Here is a 24,282-nt window from a genome sequence, read left to right as displayed (position 1 = left end):
ACTTGTCAACCCGCCAACGAACGGTGGAACGAGGATGATTGAAGGCGATCACGCAATGCTGATGTCCGCTCTCCCAGAAGCATTTGACGTCCGCTCCGATGATTTGGGGTGGCCTTCTCCATTTTGAGAGGTGGGTCTGCGTTCTTCTTGCGCCAGACCCACCGTCGCTCTATGGTTGCTGCGGTGCCTCGCGCCGGTTTATCCGCGCTCTCCGAGAACACTTTGAGCCCCTGGAGCACGTTGCCAGCCTGGATACGCAATCGCCCTTTTCAGCCTCGTGTCCCCAGTTGCATACTGCGGAGCCGCGGAGCTTTGATGTTGCTGTGCAGCGGCATGGCCGCGCAATCCAATAACGTCTCGCGTCTTTCGGGCAGGCATTCCCATACCGTCTACTGAGACGATTTGTTTGGACTTCTATGACTTCCATCGTTCGCACAGCGGTCTTCAGCATAGAACTTCAATCGTGATCAATAAGGCCTCATTTCTACCCTGGAGCGATATGAGGCCTCGCGGTCGACGTGCTCTTCGACGGGTGGGGATTCGCATCTGCAGTGATGGAATAGGCAATCGTTCGATGCCCAATCAACATTTGCACGGCCGACGCGTAATGAGGCACCGTCAAGGTCATCTTTCATGACGCGGCGGCCCCCCTTGAGCTCTCTGACATACTTTTTCTCCGCCATGCTGCGCGGATTCGGTAACAATATAATTCGATGGACCGCAGGTCGCCCGTGTCGTCTTCCCGTCGACCGTCAGATCCAGGAACGCCGCTTTCGAGTTGTTTCCGCATCACCGCTTGGAGTGACATCATGTCTTGATTGGGTCCTCCAGTTGGGAGAAAGTTTATGAAGATTTCCCGGAAGAAGTTGACAGGTTGCATAAGCGATTTCGCCTCTCAACCATACGGATCTAAGGACTTGGTTCGGATCGTGGCTGCCACGGCGTTGCTATGTAGCGTCCTGACACTCGCCTCCGGATGTCGAAGCCGTGTCGAGTCGCGGAAGCCCTCAATAATCTTTGGCCATATCCCTCCGTCTGTAGTTGGCGGTCCTGACCAACTTGACCAAATTGACGGCCGGATAGTAAACGGAGAACCAGGGACCCAGGTTGTTATTTATGCACAGAGCGGCCGCTCGTGGTTCGTGCAACCGTTCCGGAGTCGGCAACTGACCGAAGTCGCAGGCGATGGAAGCTGGAGCAATGTCACCCATTTTGGTCAGCGATACGCAGCTCTCCTTGTGCGGCCAGGCTACCATCCAACCTCGACAATCTCCACCTTACCTACGGTGAATGAGAATATCCTTGCCATCACGGTTGTGGACGGATCTGCCAACCATGCAACGGACCCAGTGATTCTTCACTTCAGCGGCTATGACTGGAAGGTTCAAACTGGCCTTGGGGATCGTAGTGGTGAGGTCTGTGACTACGAAGCATCGGATGTGTGGGTCGATGGTCAGGGATTTCTGCACATGTTGATGGGGCAGGAGGGAGGCCAATGGCACTGCGTGGGCCTTCGTCTCACGCGAAGCCTCGGCTACGGATCATACCGATTCGTGGTCTCGAACAGTGCCCGCCTACCGCCCTCGGCGGTTGTGCAGGTCTTTACCTACCTTGACAGCGAAGACTCAGCACATCGAACTGGCCTGGGCATCCAACTGAGCCGGTGGGGCAAGCCAAGCGAAGATAATGCTGGCTATCTAGTTGCTCCGTACTACGTTCCCGGCAATTCAACTCACTTCAGTATTCCAAATGGGCTGATAACCCATGAAATACACTGGCAACCCGGCATGGCAGAGTTCGCGAGCTTCAGAGGTCTTTCTACCGCTTCTCGTGATCGAATAACGGATCACGTCTTTAGGGGGGATATCCCAATACCGTCAAACGAGACGATCCGTCTCGACTTCTATGACTTTCATCACTCGCACAGCAGCCTTCAGCATCCCATTGAAATTGTGGTTCAAAAGTTTGAATACCTACCCTAGTCAATTCGGATTCAAGACCGTCATATGCGGCCTCGCAGTTTTTGTGCTCTTTCACGGCTGGATATCCGCATCTGCGCTTGGCGGCCGGGCGTCGCTCGATCAATACGTACATTCTTCCTGGGGACCGGATAAGGGATATTTAGGTGGTACTGCTTTCGCCATCGCTCAATCCGGGGACGGCTACCTCTGGTTCGGCACTGAGCATGGATTGCTCCGGTTCGACGGCTACGAATTCACCCTTATTGTTCATTTACCTTCGGACAATAGACCATTCGGCGCAGTTCGTGGATTGGTAGAAGATGCCGACGGCAATCTATGGATCCGTCTGAATGGATCACGTGTCTTGAGATATCGTGACGGGACATTTGACGATGCGGAGTCCGCGTTTGAACTCTTCGACATAACTTTCACCGCCATGTCGCGAGATTCTAGCAAGAATATGCTTTTGTGGGGCCTGCAACGGAAGACCGTCCGTTTTCGGAACGGTCAATTCAGTCAGTTCTTATCACCTGACAAGATTGACGGCATAGTCGTGTCGATGCTCGAAACTTCGCCCGGGGAGCTATGGCTTGCTACGCGAGACTCAGGTCTATACAAATTCGGCAATGGTGCCTACACGCAAGTGATTCCTCACTCAGCGCTTCGGAGCATAAATGCTCTTGCGCCTGCCGAGGATGGTGTTTGGATCGGCTCCGATAATGGCCTACACCTCTGGATCCACGGGCGAATGGTCCCCCTCGACCTGCCGGAGGGGTTGCGGAAGGCACAGGTTTTGGCTCTGGCGCGAGACCACCATCGAAATCTTTGGGTGGGTACTGATAAAGGTCTTTACCGGGTCGACAACCAGAGCAAGCTCGTCACGGGACTATATCGCGACGGTGGCGACAATCCAATTTCCGCAATCTACGAGGATGCAGAGGGAGACATTTGGTTTGCCGGGCTGGGTGGCGTTGATCGTCTGCGGGAAGGCATGTTCACCTCAATCTCGCAACGAGATACCTCACTGAAGGAGATTGGTGGGCCTATTTTTGTAGACGGACTAGGGCGTACCTGGTTCGCACCCATCTCTGGCGGTCTTTTTTGCCTCCAAGACGGTACGACGAAACGTGTGGCCTCGCCGGAACTAGACCATGACATCATCTACTCAATCACTGGTAGCGACGATGACCTCTGGCTCGGCCGCCAAAAAGGTGGACTTACTGAGCTTAGACGAGTCGGTAATGACTGGTTAGCTCACACATATACACAAAAAGACGGATTAGCTCAGAACAGCGTGTACACCGTAACTCGCGCACACGACGGCAGTGTGTGGGCAGGGACAGTGAGTGGAGGCATCAGTGTTTTACGAAACGGGCGGTTTACGACCTATGACGTCAACAATGGACTAAAGTCCAACGCAGTATTCTCGTCGTTGGAAGCTGCGGACAAGAAGTTGTGGTTCGCGTCCCCCAGTGGCCTGGTGTCCCTCGATGATGGCCGGTGGACGACATACGCCACACCTAATGCCGGAACCACCGTGAATGCTAGAACCCTATTTGAAGACTCGAACCACATCCTCTGGGTGGGCACATCCCATGGTGTCGGCCATTTCAACCATGGGCGAATTGAAATGCCTTTCGATCCTCCACAGCTGCTCAATGAGGAGGTACTTAGTATCGGCGAAGATGTTCGAGGTTTTCTCTGGATCGTCACCTCAGCCCATGTGCTGCAAATCGACCGAGCAAAGTTGCTATCCGGAAGCATCAAAGAAAATGACGTCCTGAGTTATGGACTGGCGGACGGACTGACAGAAACGGAAGGAGTAAGGCGCGACCGCTCGCTCTTTTCGGATTCGTCTGGACACATCTGGCTTTCCCTGATGCACTCACTGGCGGTTGCGGATGTGAACGCCGACGAGGGGTATCGACGGCCGGTTCGTGTGCGAATCGATTCGGTCTCGATCGACAACGCATCCCCCATTCATGAACAATATTTGAATTTACCGTCTGGAATTCACGCGCTCACTTTTCGATTTTCCGGCATTTCTCTTTCTATGCCTCAACGCACTCGCTTTCGATATCGGTTGGACGGACTCGATCATACGTGGAGCAGTGATGCTTCGTTTCGGCAGGTCGCTTATGGTCACCTGTCTCATGGTAGCTATACATTTCGCATCATGGGCTCCAATGCTCTCGGAGCGTGGAACGGTCCAGAGACTGATGTTAGCTTCACGATACGTCCTGCGTTTTGGCAGACTTGGTATTTCCAAGTTCTGTTAGGTATGGCAATCGTGGCTGCCGCGATAGCCCTATATCGCTTCCGATTGTTGCAGTTAAAGCAACAACTCAATAGACGTTTCGAAGATCGGCTCGTCGAGCGCACTCGAATCGCCCAAGATCTACACGACACACTTTTACAGGACGTTATAAGCGCATCCATGCAACTCGATGTTGCGCAGGATGATGTCCCGGATCATTCAGCGGCTAAACCTCAACTTCGCCGCGTGCTGCAGCTGATGCGTCAAGCGACAGTAGACGGTAGAGCAGCATTGCGAGGGCTCCGCACTGTCGACAGTCTTGCAAGCTTAGACGAGATATTCCTAAAGCTGGTGGATGAGTTCTCTCACACTTCGATTTCGAAGTGTGAAGTGAAATCTCGAGGAAACCCGCACGAGTTAAAGCCTGTAGTCCGCGATGAGGTGTGCCGCATAGGGCGGGAGGCCTATATCAATGCAGTGTCACACGCTAAGGCAAAACAGATTTCAATCGTCATCGATTACGGATTACGGACATTTCGTTTCATGGTGACGGATGACGGTAGCGGGATTGATCCAGAAATACTTGAGCGTGGTCGCGAGGGTCACTGGGGACTATCCGGTATGAAAGAGCGCGCTAAAGCGATCGGCTGCGCTCTAAAGATTCGGAGCCGCACTCCAGGTGGGACCGAAGTGGAGCTTAGCATTCCGGCGGCAATCGCATACTCTCCACAGAACGCGAGGCAAACGTATTGGCTGAGGCGATACCTAAATCGATATTCTAGGCCGAAAGGCGAAAAGTAGAAGCCACGATGACGGAGCAACGAGCCCAAATCCGAGTCCTATGCGTTGACGATCACCAAGCCATGCGGGAAGGTATCGCGGCCTATATCAGCAACGCGGGGGATATGCAAATGGTGGCGGAGGCCATGACCGGGTGAGAAACAATCGAGCAATATCGTGCCTTTCAGCCACGCGTAACTCTCATGGACCTGCGACTTCCAGACATGAGTGGTTTGGATGCGTTGCTGGCGATCCAGACATTCGGCGTTCTCTCGAATCCCGTCGCGGCATCATCAAGCTTTAGCTTTCTATAGGCGTCTGCCTCTCATCACCGCCTTCACCACCCCCCCCTTTCTAGTGGTCACAAAAGGCCTTTAGAGTGGGTTCCCAAATAGCCGTTTTCTCGTTATCGATCTTGGGCGATCGATGGGGCATAGTTGGCTTGTCGGATAACAAACCTTGAAAGTGGCTCACCCCAGAGAAATGCTGGTTAACGGTGGCACATCGTGTGGCAATGGTCATGCCTTGAGCCTGCCAGGAAACCGAGTTTTCAGTAGATGTGGGCACCTGGGTGATGCACAATCCAAGTTTGTCACTTCGGCATACCTTCCTTGGACGGAACGAATGCTATGAATTCGTTTTCAAGTTTGATCGCTACGGTTGCCGCTCCGCGAAGTGGGGCTATGACGTTTTCGACATCGAGAAGGACGCTTAGTCCCTTAGCCGCTCGTCCGGCCCGTCGTGTCGATGTCGGACCGGACACCCCATCCAGGATTGCGTACCTCGTCACGAATGACGAGATACTCGCTGAAGACCTCAGTGCGGCTATCGAACACAGCGGTATCCAGGCGAGGTGGTTTCGTTCGACAAAGGAATATTTGGATTGCAGGCGCCCCGAAGTGCCTAGTTGTTTGCTTATTAGTCGACAACCCTCAGATAAGTCTGGACCTGATCTACAGACGATCCTCGCACCGGCAGTCTCGCCACCGATCATCGTTCTTTCAGACCAGCGAGATATTCCAGCGTGTGTCCGCGCAATCAAGGAAGGCGCGCATGATTTTCTCACGCTGCCCGTCGTGACGCCTCGCCTACTCGAAGCCATAGAGGGTGCATGCAAGAAAGATGCATCTGCTCTTGTCCTTCGCGAGCGAAGCCGAGATTTGAGAAACCGGTGGCGATCCCTCACTTCTAGAGAAGCTGAGGTAATGCGTTATGCAGTCGGAGGGTTCCTGAATAAGCAGACGGCTGCAGAACTTCGGATTGCCGAGAATACCGTCCAGGTTCATCGCGGACGAGTCATGCGAAAGATGCACGCAGAATCCTTCGCGGCGTTGGTTCGGATGTCCCTTCAACTCCTCGAATGCGGGGAGAAAATGTTGATAAACACTGCTTCCGGACAAGAGTGTCAGTTGCCGGCGATGCAATCTTCAAGACTCGGGCGGAATGACTTGTCCATGGCGAGAGATGCTTATGCGTGCTAGCGACGTTCAACAGGAGCTATCTCTCCCCGGCACAATAAGCTCGTTTGCGGGTTTGCGGAAGCAGCTGACGTCTCTGGCGAAGTGGAGACAACATCGTGTTTCTAAGCGGCACGCGCTATTCATCGCAATAAGAAGAGGAGACATGATGATGAGTTCGGGTAAAGACAAGTCACATAAATTTAGCCGGAGCTGGGGAGAGTCCCGTCTGCTGCGACGTTGTGTTTTCAGGTTCAACCGAGTTGGACACCCTAACTGGAAGCAACCCTACATCAGATCCGCTCTATAGTGCGAACGTCAAAACCTTCCAGGACGCCTGCCGGGTCAACAAGGAAGTGAAGTGCGCAGGCGTGCTGTCAGCCCTGATGCATGTTCAGGTCAACGGGAACGGAGAAGTTTGCGCTCGGTCATTTCAAGGAACGCTTATCCTTCGATTTCCTTACGGAACCTGATCCCGGAGCCGAGAAACACGGTCCGCGGAGGGAGCGATTAAGAATGTTTATTGCCCATCTCCTGAACCGCGATAGCGAACCAGCAGAAGCGTCACATCATCCGATTGACTTGCACCTTCGGTAAAGATCTCCACCGCTTGCAGAACCCCATCCTGAACATCTTTCAACGGCAGTTCCTCCTGCTGACGGAAGACCTCTTTCAAACGCGCGTCCTGGAACAGGTTTCGTTCCTTATCCTCCGCCTCGGTCACTCCGTCCGTGTACAGCAGGATCGTATCTCCGGGCTCGAGTTGCATCCGCATCGAAACGTAAGACTCCTCGCGGAAAAGCCCAATCGGAAGCGATCCGGTCGAGTACAGTTCGCTCACAACGCCTCGCCGCATCAGCAGCGGAGAGGGATGGCCGGCACTTACAAACTCCAGCCCCCCGGCCTTGTCCACCAGTCCCAGGAACATGGTGGCGCAACGTCCCACCGACGCCCGGTCGCACAAGAACTGGTTCAGATGATTGAAGACCTTCACCGGGTCGATGCCAAGCGTCATCCCCGAGAGCGCCCCCTGGAGCATGGTCGTCACCAATGCGGCTCCGAGCCCCTTCCCCGCGACATCAGCCATCAGCAGCGCGAGCCGTCCGTCCGGCGTAGGAAAGACGTCGTAGTAGTCTCCCCCGACCTCGTCACACGGCCGGTAGAGTCCGCTGATCGAGTAAGGTGGATGGTCCTGCAATCCCTGCGGAACGAGTGCCTGTTGAATCACCCGTGCAAGGCTCAACTCCTGCTCAAGCCGTTGCCGCTCCCGTTCCCGCTCGATCAGCCGGGCATTGTCCAGAATGCTGCCAGCCTGCGCGCCCAGGGCATCCAGAATGCGCCGATCCAGCGCGGAGAACGTGGCCGTCCGCCGCGAATCCAGATAAACCGCGCCAAGCAGTTGCTTGAGCGGAGTCTCCCCGGAGCGTTCCGCCTTCTGCCGCGGCATGCAGTACAGCGGAATCACCACCGACGAGCGCAGCAGCTGCAGCACCACGCTCTGTGCGCTCTGCAGGTTCATCTCCGCCAGATTGAGATCCTCGTTCACCACCGCCGTTTGCAGCTCGATGGCACTGCCCAGCACGGACCGGCTCGGATGCACCGATTCCGGCCTCAGGCTCTCGCGATCTCTCCCTCGCGCGATCTTCACCTGCAGCACTCCGGCTGCGTCTGGCTCCAGCAACATGCCACGATCCGCGTGCGTGATCAGAATCGCGTTATCCAGCATCGAGGCCAGCACCGACTCCAGCGGAAGCTGTGAATGCACCAGGGACGTCAACTCGAGCAGAAGCTTCAGCCCATCGAGCTCTCCAACCGTTCCGCTTCCCATCGAGCCGAGGATGCTCCGCAGCTTCGTCTCGGCTTCCTCATGCGCGGTAGCCTCGGGCGAAAGGTGGAAGACAAGCTGGTATCCGTCATCCGTGCCAGGCCGTATCCGGTCTCCGTCCGAGAGCAGCCATGCCCGCACCGGCTCGCCGTTCACGAAGATCCCGTCGCGCTGACCGCGATCCTCCAGCAGCAGCCCTGCCGCGTCCTCGCGGATCACCATGCAGTTGCGCGAGACGCGCATGTCGTCGAGCGACAGCGTATTCCCATTCTCCTTTCCTCGTCCGATAAAGAACGGTAGGTCCGAAATGGGAACCACCTGCGTGGGGCGGTCGGGGAAGACGACCTCGAGATGAGCGTTCAACGGAGCAGTCGATTCAGGCATAAGGGGGATGGGTCGTTAGTGCAGGGAACCTGCTGATTCTAGCGGTGATCTGGCTGGCGCGTATCCCGAACGAAACAGGTTACGGTTGACTCGGCTCGACTCGTTACCACGGAAATAATTCGTTTACTCAGACAACCAATCTCCTTGACAACGCATAACGCCGTCCATAGCTTATAGCCAATTGCCCCTGCAAGCTCTCCTGCGTAAGTGCCCATCTGGTTGTGTACACGGCCGTGAGAGGGATAACCCGGAACCGGCGCATCATCTCCCCACTGTAAGTCGAGGCTCCGACTCGGCGACACAAAGGATTGTGCCGCCGAAATCTGGCGCTTGCTATCGTCAGTGAGAAATCCGGGCCCCGATCGTCGAGGGCGTCGACTCGTGAAAGTATTCGATTCGGCCCCGCAGGAGATGTTGAAGATGGCAACGCCCGCCTCACACACGGCCCCCGAAGCGTCTTTCTCGGTTCATTCAGCCTCTTCCCCGAAGTCAGTCGCTTCCAGCAGAAGCACGAGTCGCCAGCCGGCGCAGTACGCCTTCGCGTGTGCGATGCGTCTTTTCTCCGTCGCTGCCGCGTTCCTGCTTCTTGGCGTCCTTGGCTCCCCGGCACGGGCCCAGACTCTCGTCCCGACATGGACTCAGCAATCGCCCGCCACGAGCCCCGACAATCGCTACATCCATGCCATGACGTATGACATCGCCCACAGCCAGGTTGTTCTCTTCGGCGGATACGGCGTTAACGGCACATTGAATGACACATGGCTGTGGAATGGCACAAGCTGGACCCTGGCGAACCCAACAAACGTTCCTCCGGCGCGCGCCGCACACGCCATGGTCTACGACGCGGCGCATGGCCAGGTCGTGATGTTCGGAGGGTTCGTAAACGCCAACACCCGCCTGGGCGATACCTGGCTCTGGGATGGTACGAACTGGACCCAGGCTGCCCCGGCAAACAGTCCCTCCCCGCGCGATGGCGACGTCATGGTCTACGACGCGACGCACCGCCAGGTGGTCCTCTTCGGTGGCACAACCGGCGAGGATCAGGGAGACACCTGGATATGGGACGGTACCAACTGGACCCAGGCGCAACCCACAAATAGCCCGACCGCGCGCGCGGACTACAGCATGGTCTATGACGACGCAACAGGCCAGGTGGTTCTGTTCGGGGGAGACGGTGCCGGTTATCTCAACGACACCTGGATCTGGGACGGCACGAACTGGACCGCGCAGGCGTTTCAGCTAAGCCCTCCCGCGCGCTATACGCAGGGCATGGCCTACGACGCGGCGCTTGGCCAGGCCGTCATGGCCCTGGGTTACAACGGCAACTTTCTTGGGGACACCTGGCTCTACAGCGGAGCTGCCTGGACGCAGAACACCACCACCCCAAGCCCATCCGGGCGCTATCTTCCCAATGGCCTGACGTACGATACGGCACACAGCCAGGTCGTCTTGTTCGGTGGGTACGCAGGCTCGGGCCAACTCAACGACACATGGACCTTTGGCCTGCCCGGAGCTTACGGCAATGTCAACGTTTGCCCTTCGGGACAGACGCTTCCCGCGCCATGCAGCAGGCAGCTTGCCTTCACCTACACCTTTCCAGCCGCTACCACGATTGCCCAGCTTCGGTCCGTGACGCAGGGAACCCCCGGGCTTGACTTCGGCAACCCGATCGACACCAACACCTGCGTCGGAACGCACGCCGCGGGCGATACCTGCGTAGCCAATGTCACCTTCGCTCCCACCGCGCCCGGCCCGCGCCTCGGCGCGATTCAGTTCCTCGATAACTCTGGCAATATCCTGTCGTCCACGCTGCTCTCCGGTGTTGGACAGGCGCCTGCGGCTGCCTTCGGACCGGCCGCGCAGACCGTCTTGAATACAACCGCGATCTTCCCTCTGTCTCAGCCGAAAGGCGTTACGGTGGACGCGGCCGGCAACGTCTTTATCTCGGATACCGGTCACCAGAGAGTGGTTAAGCTCGCAACGGGCGGCTCGGTCACCACGGTGAACTTCGGGCTGAGTTATCCCCAGGGAATCGCGGTCAACGGGTCTGGGGATCTATTCATCGCCGACAACGACCTGAGCCGGGTGGTGAAGGTCCCGGCCGGCTGCACCAGCGCCTCCTGCGAGGTGGCGATTGGAACCGGCCTTACCGCCGTATTGGGGACGGCGGTCGATGGAGCCGGCAATGTGTACGCAGCCGAGTTCAACACGGGACAGGTCGTCAAGATTCCCCCGGGCTGCACCAGCCTTAGCTGCCAGAGCATAGCGTACAACGGTTCCAATCTGGTCGGTGTAACGCTCGATTCCGCAGGGGATCTGTTCGTCGCCGACTATGGGCTGGCGAAGATCGTCGAGGTTCCGGCGGGTTGCACGAGCGCGAGTTGCTACATCCAGGTCGGCCAGGGATGGAGCCAGCCGGAGGCCGTGGCCGTCGATGCGGCAGGAGATGTCTTCGTCTCCGACCTGGGCCTCGGAGTGGTCGAGGTTCCAGCCGGTTGCGCCAGCACCAGTTGCCAGGTTACGGTGCTGAGCGGAGTCTCTGCATTCGGTCTGGCCGTGGATGCAACGGGAAACGTCTTCATCCCTGACGCGAATACCAGCGAGGTCTACGAATTCACGCGGTCCCAGACACCCTCCCTGAACTTCGCTCCCACCAATGTCTACAGCACGAGCAGCGATAGCCCGAAGACGTTCGCCATTCAGAACATCGGCAACCAACCGCTCGGCGCAATCGGCCTGGGGCAAACCGGCGGCGACTTTACCGCGAGTGTCGGTCAGGGTCCCTTGCCGGACTGTATTCAGGCCAACGCGCCGGTACTCGCGCCCGGCGGATCCTGCCAGGTCACCCTCAGCTTCATGCCGCACAGCGTCGGACCTTCCTCCGGGACCTTCAGCTTCTCCGATAACGCTCTCAACGTCCCCGCCGCGACTCAGGCGGTTGCGCTCAGCGGAGTCGGCCTGGTAACCACGGTTCCCTTGAATGTGACCATGCTCGGCGCGGGGACCGGTAACGTAACCGACACCCTCCAGCAGATCAGTTGCTCCGAGGCCAACCAGGGTTCGTCGGTAGGAACCTGCACCGGAAACTTCCCGGTTGGGAGCCAGGTGACACTCACGGCGGCTGCGACCGGAACATCCACCTTCCTCGGCTGGGGCGGCGTCTGCGCGAGCGCGGGAACCAGCCCAACCTGTAGCGTGACCGTCAGCCAGGCAGCTACTGTGACCGCCAGCTTCGTCAATCAGAACCTGGGAAGCTACAACGTCTGCCCGGCGGGACAGCCCATCGCAGGGCCGTGCAGCAACTCCATTCCCGTAACCTTCACCCTCGCCGCCACGACGACGATTGGAGCTACCCGGGTCGTCACGCAGGGGGCCACAGGCCTTGACTTTACTCAGGCCACCGGAGGGACCTGCTCGGGGACTATCGCCGCCGGCAACTCCTGCACCGTGAACGTCAACTTCGCCCCGATCGCTCCCGGACTCAGAATGGGCGCGGCACAGATCTTTGACAACGCGGGCAATCTCGTCGGAAGTCTGCCCGTCTACGGCATCGGCCAGGAGCCGGCGATCGCCTTCGGCCCCGGTGCGCAGACCATCGTCAACACAGGCGCCTTCACGCTCAGCCAACCCAAAGGCTTGCTGACCGACGCCGCAGGCAATCTCTTCATCTCGGACGCTGATACGTCCCTGCACCGGGTGCTGAAGATTGCGCCTGATGGAACGACCTCCACTGTAGGCGTCGGCCTTCAATTTCCCCAGGGCATCGCCGAAGACGGAGCCGGGAACTTCTACATTGCGGATAACAATCTGAATGAAGTCGTCGAGGTTCCGGCCGGCTGTACCAGCAGCGCTTGCCAGCAGGTCATCGGCTCGAATTACAGAAGCCAGTTGGGAGTGGCCGTCGATGGAGCAGGGAACGTCTTCTTCGACGACTTCCTCGATGGTGAGGTCGTCAAAAACCCGGCCGGCTGTGCCTCTGCCGCCTGCCAGACCGTTGTCTACAACCCGGGCGGCGGCTCCAACCCCGTTTCCATCACCCTTGACTCTGCAGGGAATCTCTTCGTCGCGGACTTTGGCCTGAGGAAGGTCATGGAGGTTCCCACCGGTTGCGCGACCAGCGCCTGCCTGATCAGCGTAGGCACTGGCTGGAGCCAGCCGGATGGTGTCGCCGTGGACGCTGCGGGCAACGTCTATATAGCCGATGCCGGGTTGAACGAACTCGTCGAAGTACCGGTAGGCTGCACCACCAGTTCGTGCCAGCTCGTCCTCCTCAGTGGGATCAATATGGTCGCTACGGCGGTCGATGCTACCGGTAATCTATTCATCGATGATCTCGTCGACCGAAGCATCATCAAGCTGAATCGCTCCCAGCCGCCTTCGTTCGCCTTCGCCACGACCAACGTGGGCAGCACAAGCGCCGACAGCCCGCAGTCGTTCACCATTCAGAGCGTCGGCAATCAGCCACTCACCGGCTCGCTCGGCCTGAACCTCGGCGGCAACTTCACCCCGAACCCAGCCTCGACATGTGGGTCCGCATTCCCGCTCGCTCCCGGATCCATTTGCAGCGAAAGCTTCAGCTTCACACCCCAGAGCGCCGCATTCCTCACGGGGACCGCAGCCGTGAGCGACAACACGCTCAACAATGCCAGCCCTCTCACCACCCAGATCGCCACCCTCAGCGGCACCGGATCCGTCAACGGCCAGGCCGGACTCGCAACCGTTCCCAACGTCGTCGGCCAGCCTCAGTCCGGGGCCACGACTCCCCTCACCACCGCCGGCCTCGTGGCAGGAACCGTCTCCACCGCCTCCAGCCAGACCGTACCCTCCGGCACCATCATTAGCCAGAACCCAGACCCCGGCACCCAGGTCAGCGTAGGCTCGGCCGTCAATCTCCTCGTCTCCTCCGGTCAGCCAGTCGTCCCCACGGCCAACCCCCTCTCGCTCGAAAACAATTACTTCCTCACCGGCGACTACGTCTCGGCCGGCGTAACCCTCCGCGGAACCGGCATCAACGGCCTCGCCACCGGAACCATCACCATCCCCACCTACACCCAGAGCCCCACCGGCGGGGTCCCTGACGGAGCCGACATCGTCGACGCCTTCCTCTACTGGGAGACCCTCGAAAGCACCCCGACGCCGTCCTCCGCCAACGGCACCTTCAACAACAACCAGATCACAGGCCAGCAGATCGGCAGTGACATACCCACTTACACCGACGGCGCATTCACCGGCACCCTCCGCGCCTACCGCGCCAGCGTCAACATCTACCTCCCCGCAGCCGCGAACGGCATCCGCTACGCCTCCGGCAACTACACCATCACCCTCCCCGACGGTGGAAAGACCGCGCTCCCCCTCACTGAGGGTGCAAGCCTCGTCTTCATCTACCGCGTCCTCTCCCCGAACCTCCCCCTCAAATCCGTCGTCCTTTACGACGGAGCCGCCGTCCCCACCAACTTCCCATCCCAGCTCGTCCAGGGCTTCTACGACGCCCCCGCCGGAGGCAACACCGCCGCCAAGACCACCACCCTCTTCGCCTCTGCCAGCCAGTGGAGTAACAGCGTCAACTTCGTCCCCCTCACTCAGTCCAGCCAATACAGCGCCCCACTCAATCCCGCCAACGCCTACGCCGCCGTCATCCTCAGCACCCCCGTCAACAACTCCGACAACGACGGCATCCTCGACGCCTGGAAGACCGGCCCCGCCGCCCCCGACTTCCACGCCGGCCAACCCGGCTACTACGACGCCAAAACCAGCACCTGGGTAGGCCTGCCCGGAGCAAAGCACGGCCAGAAAGACCTCTTCGTCCAGCTCGACTACATGTGCGCCGTCGTCAATCCCGACGGTTCCTGCGACTCCACCAAGGAAAACCTCTTCCCCTCGCCCGATGCCGATGGCAACGACCCCCTCGCCATGGTCCAGCAGGCCTTCCTCAACTCCAACGTCCACCTTCATCTCCAGGTCGGCAACGCCGTCCCCGAATACACCTGCGTCGACCCCACCTCCGCCACCCCATCCACCCTCTGCCAGTTCCCCAACCAGCCCGGTGTCATCGGCTGGAAGAACAGCCTCGAATTCTCCAAGCTCTACCCCCGCAATCTCTACTCCTGCATCACCGGCGGAGACTGCACCACCCGCTTCCCCTACGGCCAGAAGGATAGCTATCACTACCTCCTGATGGGCCACTCCCTCGCCATCCCCGCCTGGAACACCCGCTACGGAACCCTCACCTCCATCGTCACCTCCAGTGGCATCACCACCATCTCCACCGTCGACCGCGGCACCGGCATCAACGCCTGCCCCAGCCGCATCACCCTCTCCGGCGTCCTCGGCAACCCCAGCCTCAACGGCGTCTACAACACCACCGGCTGCGCCGACACCAAGACCATCACCGTCGCCACTCCCGCTGTCCCGAACTACACCTACCCCAACAACACCCTGGCCGAACCCATCATCGGCCTCACCTCCGGAACCGTCACCAGCATCTCCGGCTACTCCGACCTCGGCGGAGCCGACTCCGCCGTCACTCTCGGCCTCTGGCTCACCGCCCCCAACCAGGACATGAGCAGGCGCGCCAACGTACTCGCCGGCACCATCTTCCACGAGATCGGTCACACCCTCGGCCTCAGCCACGGCGGCCTCTACTACGACACCCCCGGAAGCTACGTCCCCACCTTCGAAGCCAACTGCAAGCCGAACTACCAGAGCATCATGAACTACCTGTTCCAGCTCGACCTCGTCGGCCCGAACAAATCCGTAGCCTTCTCGAACCAGACCCTCAACACCCTCAACGAGACCTCAGCCGGCTCCGTCAAACAGCTTACCGACGCCGCCGGCAACCCCGCGACCTTCCCGACCTCGGCTTGGTACGTCCCCTACACCCTTGGCTCTCCTGCCAGCCCCGCCACCCTCCACTGCGACGGCACCCCGCTCGCCGGCGAGGCAGGTTACCGCGTCGATAACTCCATCGCCCCCATCACCCCCGCATGGACCAACGGCCAGGACCTCAACTTCACCGGAACCCTCCAGACCCAGGAGCGCGGCTTCAACGACCTCACCAACATGGACCTCCGCCAGACCGGCGCCACCGGCGGCGAGTTCGCCTCGCTTGCGAGCCTGCTCTACTTCGGCCCCTCCACCTCGCCCCTGAATATCGCCGCGGGCGGAACCGTCGCCCTCGGCAGCGGCGGCACCATTGCCCTTGGCAGCGGGGGAACCGTCGCTCTTGGCAGTGGCGGTAACGTCACCCTCGGTAGCGGCGGGACGATTACGCTCGGCAGCGGTGGCAACGTCACCCTCGGCAGTGGCGGCAACGTCACTCTCGGCAGTGGCGGCACGGTCACCCCGGGCAGCAACGGCCTCGTCACTCTCGGCAGCGGCGGCCTCATCGCCCTCGGTAGTGGCGGCACGATCACCCTCGGCAGCGGCGGCACGATCACTCTCGGCAGCGGCGGAACGGTCACCCTCGGCAGCGGCGGCATCATCGCCCTCGGCAGTGGTGGCAGCCCCATCACCGTCCCCACCGCCGGCGGTACGTACTCGGTCGATGCCGGTGGGACGATCACGCTCGGCAGCGGTGGCAATGTCACGCTCGGCAGTGGCGGCAACATCACCCTCGGCAGCGGCGGAACCATCGCCCTTGGCAGCGGCGGCACGGTCACCCTCGGCAGCGGCGGCAATGTCACCCTGGGCAGCGGCGGCACCATCGCGCTCGGCAGCGGCGGAACGATCGCCCTCGGCAGCGGCGGCAACGTCACCCTCGGCTCCGGCGGAACCATCGCCCTGGGCAGCGGTGGCACGATTACTCTTGGCAGCGGCGGCAACGTCACCCTCGGCAGCGGCGGAACCGTCACCCTCGGCAGTGGTGGCGACCTCAGCGCGAGCGCTGGCGGCACCGTCACCCTCGGCAGTGGCGGCAACGCAACCATCGGAGCCGGTGGAACCATCACGCTCGGCAGCGGCGGCAGCGCAACCGTCGGAGCCGGTGGCAACATCAACCTGAGCAACGGGGGCACCATCACGCTTGGCAGCGGCGGCACCATCACGCTCGGCAGTGGCGGCACCATCACCCTCGGCAGCGGTGGCACCATCACGCTCGGCAGCGGCGGTGCGCCCATCTCCATCGGCGCCGGCGGCAGCTACACCTTCGGCAGCAGCGGCGGGACGGTCACCCTCGGCAGCGGCGGCACCGTGGCGCTTGGCAGTGGCGGGACCATCGCCCTCGGCAGTGGTGGCACCATCGCCCTCGGCAGCGGCGGCACCATCACGCTCGGCAGTGGCGGCAACGTCACCCTCGGTAGCGGCGGAGTCGTCTCGCTCGCCACCGGCGGCAGCGTCAACCTCGGCAGCGGACCCGCCATCGATCTCGGCACCGTCGCCACCTCCACCTCCGGCAGCGGCGGCCCGCCCGCGACCGAGCTCACCTACGAGACCGCCAACTCCGTCGTCCGCCCGCCCACCGCGCCCACCGAAACTCCAACGCAGGACAACTTCGTTCGTGTCACCTGGAAGGCCCCGGCCTTCGGAGTCGTCGCCACCTACACCGTCAACCGCAGCTCGGACGGAGCCACGCCCATCGTCATCGGAAGTGTGAGCGGCATCAACGGAAACCCGCCCGCGACCGAGTTCGTTGATACCAACCCGGACCGGACGTCGAAGACGGTGACCTATACCATCACCACTACCCTCGTTCCGGACACGGCCGCACCGCCACGCCAGAGCGTCCCGTCCGTACCCGCCGTCCTCAAGAACGACCAGACGATCGTCCTCGACCCGCTACCCAGCTCCGTCACTCTCGCCAACCCGCCCACCGTCACCGCGAAGGCCCTGTCGGCCGGCGTCCCCAACGGCCTGCAGGTCCTCTTCACCGCCGCCGGATCGTGCTCCATCGGCACCCAGACAATCACCAATAACGTCTCTTCAGCCAACGTGATCCTCACCGGCACAGGGAGCTGCACCGTCAACGCGTCGCAACCGGGCACAACTGCCTTCAACGCCGCCAACACGGTCTCGGGAACCTTCATGGTCCTGCCTCAGGGGTCCAGCACAAAGTCGCAGAGGATCACCTTTTCCACCCTGCCGAACGTGCAGTATGGCAGCTCGTTCACCTTGAGCGCGTCGTCCTCCTCGGGGCTGCAGGTCGCCTTCACGTCCTCCGGCCCATGCACCACGGGCGGCATCATCAGCGGAGTCGGCATCTGCACCATCACGGCATCGGCGCCGGGAAACACCACCTACAGCGCCGCCTCCGTGAGCCAGTCCTTCACCATCTACCCGGCCGTCCTGAAGGTCACGGCAGCCAGCTTCGTGGTCCCGTACGGACAGCCGCTCCCGGCGCTGACCTACACCTACAGCGGCTTTGTGAAGAGTGATATGCCCGGAGTCATCAGCGGCTCACCCGTGCTCTCCAGCACCGCAACACCCAGCATCGCCGGAACCTACCCCATCACGGTATCGACCGGCACTCTGGCCGCAACGAATTACTCCTTCCTTTACATCAGCGGCACGTTGACCGTGCAGCCCGGACTGACCCTCATCACGACCTCGCCTCTGGTCTACAACCAGAGCGAAACCATGAGTATCACCGGCGACGTCTCGGGCGGCTCAGTGTCCTACAAGCTCCTCAGCGGCTTATGCTCTGTCAACGGTGTCAGGCTCACGGCCAATAGCGGAACCGGAAGCTGTCAGGTCACGGCCACCATGGCCGCCAACGGAAAGGTCGCCGCCATCACCAGCAGTCCCGCCATCGTCACCCTCAGCAAGGCAAGTCAGACGATTACGTTCACCACCAACCCACCGGCAAGCGCTGTCTACAAGACCAGCTTCAGGGTGGCGGCCACCTCCACCAGCGCCGGTGCTGTGACCTTCAGCAGCTCCGGGGCATGCACCAACGCCGGCGTCCTCTACACGATGACCGCCGGAACCGGAACCTGCTCGGTGATCGCCAACCAGGCGGGCAATAGCAACTATGCCGCGGCAACGCAGGTGACGAAGTACGTCACGGCGACAATCCCCATCGTCGCCGTATCGGAGCCATCGATTGACTTCGGCACCGTCTACTTCAAGAGCGTCACCTTCCGGTCCCTGACCCTCACCAATACCGGGACCGGCCCCGCGACCATCACCGATCCGTTTCTCTCTTTCCCGAGAGGTGGAAACTCAAAGGCGTTCCTCGCTCTGAGCCTCTGTCCGAAGCCGCTGGCCCCAGGCAGAAGCTGCGTCGTCACGGTCATCTTCCTCGCAGGAGGTCCGTTCGGCACTCCGCAGACCGCGACCCTGCAGATCCTGAGCGACGCGCCAGGCAGCCCCCAGTCGATCCCCCTCACCGCAACGGTGATCGACCCCGAGGTGAGCATCAGCCCCACAAGCCTCGGCTTCGGAGCGATCAGGCACGCCACCACCAGCACGCTGAACGTAACCCTCAGAAACCCCGGCTCGACACCTCTGCTCCTGACCGGCATCAGCATCACGGGATCGCACGCAACCAGCTTCGCGCAGAGCAACGCCTGCGGAACGTCGCTCGCGCCCGGAGCCCGGTGTACGATCGCCGTAACCTTCAAGCCTCCAATCACCGGAACCTTCAACGCGAATCTGACACTCACAGACAATGCCCGAAGCTGCGATGGAGGCAGCCAGATCATCCCCCTCTCAGGCAAGGCAAACTAGAAACCCCACTCCCGGCAAGTCATCTTAAGCGAAAGTAGCCACTGCCCTTGCTGTTGCCCTTGCCCTTGCCGTTGTAGTTGCCGATGCCGATGCGATGCCGTTGCCCTTGCCTCTCTGGTTGTCATTCCCGAAGGGAATCTGCGTTTTCTTTTGCCGTTGCAGTTGCACTCGCACTCGCCCGCTCCAAGCCGTCATCCTGAGCGAAGCGAAGGATCCCTGTATTCCGCCCCAGCCCAAAAACCCAAAAAACCTGTCAAGCCCCCAAACCGCCTAACTCACTCATAGCAAAAGGAAAAGTCACTGTCCTTTTAGTTATGGTCGGTCCGCTACAATTAGAAGCAGAGGAAAAAAGAAAACAGCCGGAAAACCCGAAGGCCCGGCTATCTCCTTTCCTCACTAATATTTGCAGCTAAGCCTTTTGTTATCTAATATTTACAGTCAATAATCGGCTGTATCCTATTGACAACAAAAGACTTACACCCCGGCTATGGGGAGGGGGGAGTACCCTGGGAGCCGATACGGCGATGGATGTCCGAAACTAACGGATCGTCCGAAGACTGACCGCGAATGGCGAGATAAGACTTGTAAGCGTCCGCGAAGCCCGCATTCTTCATCGCCTGGAGCGTGCGCCCCTGGTAGTAGTAGACGGACGGGAAATAAGCGTAAGTCGGAACGTTATCCATAAACAGTTCGATCGCTTCGCCTCTCCGCTTCATGCATAGATCGAACTCCGATCCAGCCTCCGCGAACGCTCCCGCTTCCAGCTTCGCCCGCCCAAGCTCGAAACGTCCAATCCAGGTGTCGAGCAGCGTATTCGCGGCTGTAATCTGCGTGACTGCTCCCTTGAAATCCTTCTTCTTCAACGAAATCAATCCCTGGATGATCTTTCCGTAAGCTTGCGGTTCGCTCGACGACTGCGTCGAGAGACTCGTAACCAACTTCTGCGCCTTCAAAACCTCGCCAGCGTCCACGTAAACGCTCGCTGCCAGGAACTGGATCTGCGTTGACTGGCTGTTCGCCAGCGCCTTCGCAACGTCCGCAAGCGCCGCGGCGTGATGTCCCTGCAACTCCTCGATATTCGCAAGCGACGCATATTTGCGCGCCGAGTTATCCGCCATCTTGGATGCTGCATCCTCCGCCGCTCCTTGCGTAAGGACACGCGCAGCCTCGGAGTAATTTCCTTGATAACCGGCGAGATCCGCCAGTCCGTCCGCCGAGGTCGAAGCGCCAAGCTTGCCGGACTTCGCAAGCTGATGGTAACTGTCGATCGCCTCCTTGACTTGCCCGTTGCCAAGCTGCGCCTCCGCAAGCACCAGATATCCCTGCGAAGCAGTTGGACTGATGTCCAGCGCGGCGCGTGCCTCCTTCTCGCTCGTGGCAAAGTCGCCTGCAAAGGCGCTGATGAACGCAAGGTTCAGGCGCGGACCGACTCCCCTCGGGACGATCTCAACCGCATGCTGTGCGGCTTCCAGAGCTTTCGGAGCATCACGCAGTTGCGTATAGCAGCTTGCCAGGTTGTTCTGGCCGACACGATCAGCAGGATAGCGAGCGACAAGCTGCGTGTATTGCTGCACGCAGTTCTGCCATTCACCCGTCGTAAGGTAGTACAAGCCCTGGTTGCGATACCGTTCCCGCTCGGTCATGCGATCGACGTTATCCATCGCGAGCTTCATGTACTTGACAGCATCTCCAGGTCTCCCGAGGTTCTGCGCCATCGCCGCCATCCCGGTGTACGCACGCGCAAACTTCGGATCCAGCTCCGCCGACTTCTGGAATGAGTCGAATGCGTCCTGAAACTTGCCCGCGAACTGCGCGTCGACGCCAAGGGAATCCTGGTGAACCGCCTCGAGCGACGCCGCTGTGAAACCTCCGCTCACCTTATCGAACTGCAGCGAAGCAGGCGTCGTATCGCCCAGCGCCTTGCGGATCGGCACGGCGAGCTTCGGAAGCTCGCTCAGAATTGCCTGTTTGTTGTTTACGTTGACGTCTGCCTTCGCGAGCACCTTACCGCTCACCGTGTCCAAGGCGACTGCGGAGATATCGTACTGATCACCTCGCAGCGTGATGTCTCCGGTGATGATCGCGTTGACGCCCTGGTTCATGCCGACAAGCCGCGATGACTGCTCGTCGAGCACGTCCGTCGGATTAGGAAGCTTCTTCGCCAGCTTCCGCGCATCGCCGCGGCTGTACACGTTGATGAAGCTGGCTCCTTCCATCGCCACACCGAGCATCGGCTCGAGCGTATTGTCCAGAACTGGATCGCCCGTGTGGTTCGCAAAGTCGCCAACCAGGATCGAGATCGGGGCATGCGGCAACGACTTGGCAGACAACCGCTTCCCCAGGATGTACCAGCCAATTCCCGCACCGATCACCGCGATCAGAGCGCCTGTTGCCCCGATCTTCAGCCACGGAAGCTCCCGAACGCGGTTGACGCGTTGCTGCGTCGTGGAGGCAGAGATGCTCCTCGCACCGCCCCCACTTTGCCACGCGCGGAGATCTGCATCCAGGCTCTCGGCGCTCTGGTAACGCTTTGGCGGATCCTTCTCGAGGCACTTGGCGACGATGTTGCTGAGCGTGCCCGGGATATTCCTGTCGACGTCTACCAGCGGCGCGGCGCGTTGTTGTGTGCGCATCAGCAGGCTGGCGATCGCACTCTCCGCATAGAAGGGCGTGGTCCCGGCAAGCAGTTCATATAAAATCAGGCCGACCGTGAAGATGTCGGAACTGGCCTTTACATCCATACCTTGCGCCTGCTCCGGAGACATGTACTCCATCGTCCCCAGCATCATGCCGGTTTGCGTCATCCCATCGCCGGTGAAAGTACGGGCCAGGCCAAAGTCCATCACCACCACGCGGCCGCTCTTGTCGCGCATGATGTTGGCAGGCTTCAAGTCGCGATGAATGATTCCTTCGCGATGAGCAGCGGAGAGTCCGCTGGCAACCTGCTCCATGATGTCTACCGCTTCGGCGACTTCCAGCTTCTTCCGTTGCTTCAGAATCTGGTGAAGGTTTTCACCCTCCAGGAACTCCATCGTGATGAACTTGACGCCCTGGGCTTCGCCAAGGTCGTAGATACGGATCACGTTGCGGTGGGTCACCTGGGACGAAAGCACGAGTTCCTGTTTGAAGCGAGCCAGGATTTCAGGATTCGAGGCCATCTCGGGACGAATGACTTTCAGGGCTACGATCCTGTCGACCTCACGATCCGCCGCCTTGTACACCGCGCCCATTCCACCCTCACCGAGGAGCTGGAGGATTTCGTAGCGTTCGCCGAGAAACGTGCCGACTTCGAGCAGAATGCCACCTGCGCCGAGTCTGTTTCCTGAGCCGGGAGATGGAGTGCGGCGTGGAGGGCCTTCTGAGACGAAGGTCGCAGCGTTGGAAACGACAGTGGCGGCATCAGCATTCCACTGTGAGGGAATGCCAATTATGGTCGCATCTGAACTCCCTACCGGAGCGTTGCCCCCAATCGCGGCGTCAGAACCAGGTCGAATCGGCGAAGGTGCGATGACCGTTGCCTCGGAGTCTTGGGGAGCAGTCGTCTCGTTGCGCAGGGAAGTTACCCGCGAGTCCTCAGGAGCCTGGGAAGAGAGAGATACTTCTCCATCGCGAGACGCTGCCTCTCCCGGAACACGTGTTTCATCGCTCCCTGAAGGAACATCTCCCATATCGTGCTTCGCAACCCGCGGATATTACTTTAACTTTGGAGGCCGGTATCTGCGTAAGTATAAACGATGCCTAATACGCGTCGACAACCCTTGGCGCGTCAACTTCAGCACTCCCGTTTCGCTCCACTCTCAAAGCGACCAACGCGACGATTAACGCCACACAGGCCACTGCCGCGCTCGCGAGCGACAGCCTCTGATATCCGTAACCCGCCGTGAGGACAAGGCCGCCAAGACTGGCTCCGAGTGCGTTTCCGAGGTTGAATGCTCCCTGATTGAGCGTTGAGGCCAGGTTTGGCGCGCCCTTCGCCTGGTCCACGATGCGAGCCTGTAGAGGCGCCGACGCGGCAAAGTGAACGAAGCCCCACACGAACACGATTGCGATTGCCGGAACCATCCTTCGTTCCAGCAAGGGCATGATCAGGAAGATGCAGATTAAAAAGATCAGCCCGCTAATGAGGGAGGTCATCTGCTTCCAATCAGCAAGTTTTCCTCCCACGAGGTTTCCAAGGGTAATGCCAACCCCGAAAATAACGAGAGCCCACGTTACCGTTGATGGAGAAAGGTGTGTCACTTTCTCAAGAATGGGTGCGATATAGGTGAGGACGCAAAACATGGCAACCGAAGATAGCGTGCTCAGGGCAAGCACGAGTTGAACCTGTGGGCGGAGCACCGCCCGCAGTTCGTGTCCGAGATGCATGGCTTCGGCCGGTTGTGAGGGTACAAACCAATACAAGCCTGCCGCCGCCGTCAGACCAATCGGAACCAATGCCCAGAACGCGAACCTCCAGCCGAAGGCCTGGCCTAATGCCGTGCCAGCGGGGACTCCGAGGACGTTCGCAAGGGTTAGCCCGCTGAACATCAGCGCGATCGCCTGAGCGCGCTCAGCGCGAGGCACCATGTTCGAGGCGACGATGCTTCCTATCCCGAAGAAGGCACCGTGGCATAGAGCCGTCATAATGCGTGAGCACAGGAGAAGCGTATAGCTCGGAGCGATCGCGCATAGGACGTTTCCCGCTATGAAGATGCCCATGAGGATGACGAGCGCACGCTTCCGATCCATACGCGCAAGGGCAAGAGCCACAAGCGGAGATCCAAGTGTAACGCTCAGAGCGTAGCCCGAGACGAGAACACCCGCCTTCGGAATGCTTACCTGGAAGCTGTGAGCGAGGTCCGGAAGCAGCCCCATAATAATGAATTCAGATGTCCCAATCCCGAAAGCCGAGACGGCGAGCGCAACCAGAGGTTTTCGCATAATCTCCTTCGAGTGTGCCACAGCACGCTGAAAGGA

The 24,282-nt window shown here is 59.9% G+C and carries 7 protein-coding genes; 4 read left to right on the top strand and 3 right to left on the bottom strand.

All coding sequences use genetic code 11. The features are described 5' to 3' along the window. Positions 1 to 845 precede the first annotated feature (845 nt). The 3 genes from GRAN_RS25420 to GRAN_RS26940 all read left to right on the top strand — a co-directional run bounded on the left by GRAN_RS25420 (position 846) and on the right by GRAN_RS26940 (position 6,479). Positions 846 to 1,982, top strand: a complete 1,137-nt coding sequence (locus tag GRAN_RS25420; protein WP_161570873.1) for a hypothetical protein — start codon at positions 846 to 848, stop codon at positions 1,980 to 1,982. After that, a complete protein-coding gene (locus GRAN_RS06695) occupies positions 1,906 to 5,019 on the top strand; it encodes a sensor histidine kinase (protein WP_128912161.1) in 3,114 nt (1,037 codons plus the stop codon). Before GRAN_RS25420 ends, GRAN_RS06695 begins: the two co-directional genes overlap by 77 nt. Positions 5,020 to 5,798: 779 nt before the next feature. Next, a complete protein-coding gene (locus GRAN_RS26940; RefSeq protein WP_421800802.1) occupies positions 5,799 to 6,479 on the top strand; it encodes a response regulator transcription factor in 681 nt (226 codons plus the stop codon). 496 nt (positions 6,480 to 6,975) lie between these two features. Here GRAN_RS26940 and GRAN_RS06685 read toward each other — a convergent pair whose 3' ends face one another. Further along, positions 6,976 to 8,664 carry a SpoIIE family protein phosphatase gene (locus tag GRAN_RS06685; protein WP_128912159.1) on the bottom strand — a complete coding sequence of 563 codons (1,689 nt, stop codon included), beginning with the start codon at positions 8,662 to 8,664 and terminating at the stop codon, positions 6,976 to 6,978. A gap of 420 nt (positions 8,665 to 9,084) precedes the next feature. Between GRAN_RS06685 and GRAN_RS06680 the strand changes: the two genes are divergently transcribed. Continuing rightward, positions 9,085 to 19,326, top strand: a complete 10,242-nt coding sequence (locus GRAN_RS06680; RefSeq protein WP_161570871.1) for a choice-of-anchor D domain-containing protein — start codon at positions 9,085 to 9,087, stop codon at positions 19,324 to 19,326. A gap of 485 nt (positions 19,327 to 19,811) precedes the next feature. Here the strand turns inward: GRAN_RS06680 and GRAN_RS06675 are convergent, their stop codons facing one another. Continuing rightward, positions 19,812 to 22,994 (bottom strand): serine/threonine-protein kinase, encoded by a 3,183-nt coding sequence (locus GRAN_RS06675; RefSeq protein ID WP_128912157.1) that lies wholly within the window; start codon positions 22,992 to 22,994, stop codon positions 19,812 to 19,814. Positions 22,995 to 23,064: 70 nt separating this feature from the next. After that, positions 23,065 to 24,246 carry an MFS transporter gene (locus tag GRAN_RS06670; RefSeq protein WP_128912156.1) on the bottom strand — a complete coding sequence of 394 codons (1,182 nt, stop codon included), beginning with the start codon at positions 24,244 to 24,246 and terminating at the stop codon, positions 23,065 to 23,067. Between the last annotated feature and the right edge of the window lie 36 nt (positions 24,247 to 24,282).

The sequence above is a fragment of the Granulicella sibirica genome (genome assembly GCF_004115155.1).
Lineage (GTDB): Bacteria > Acidobacteriota > Terriglobia > Terriglobales > Acidobacteriaceae > Edaphobacter > Edaphobacter sibiricus.
Note: the sequence above shows the minus strand (reverse complement) of the source record. Positions and strands in the feature narration are given on the sequence as shown.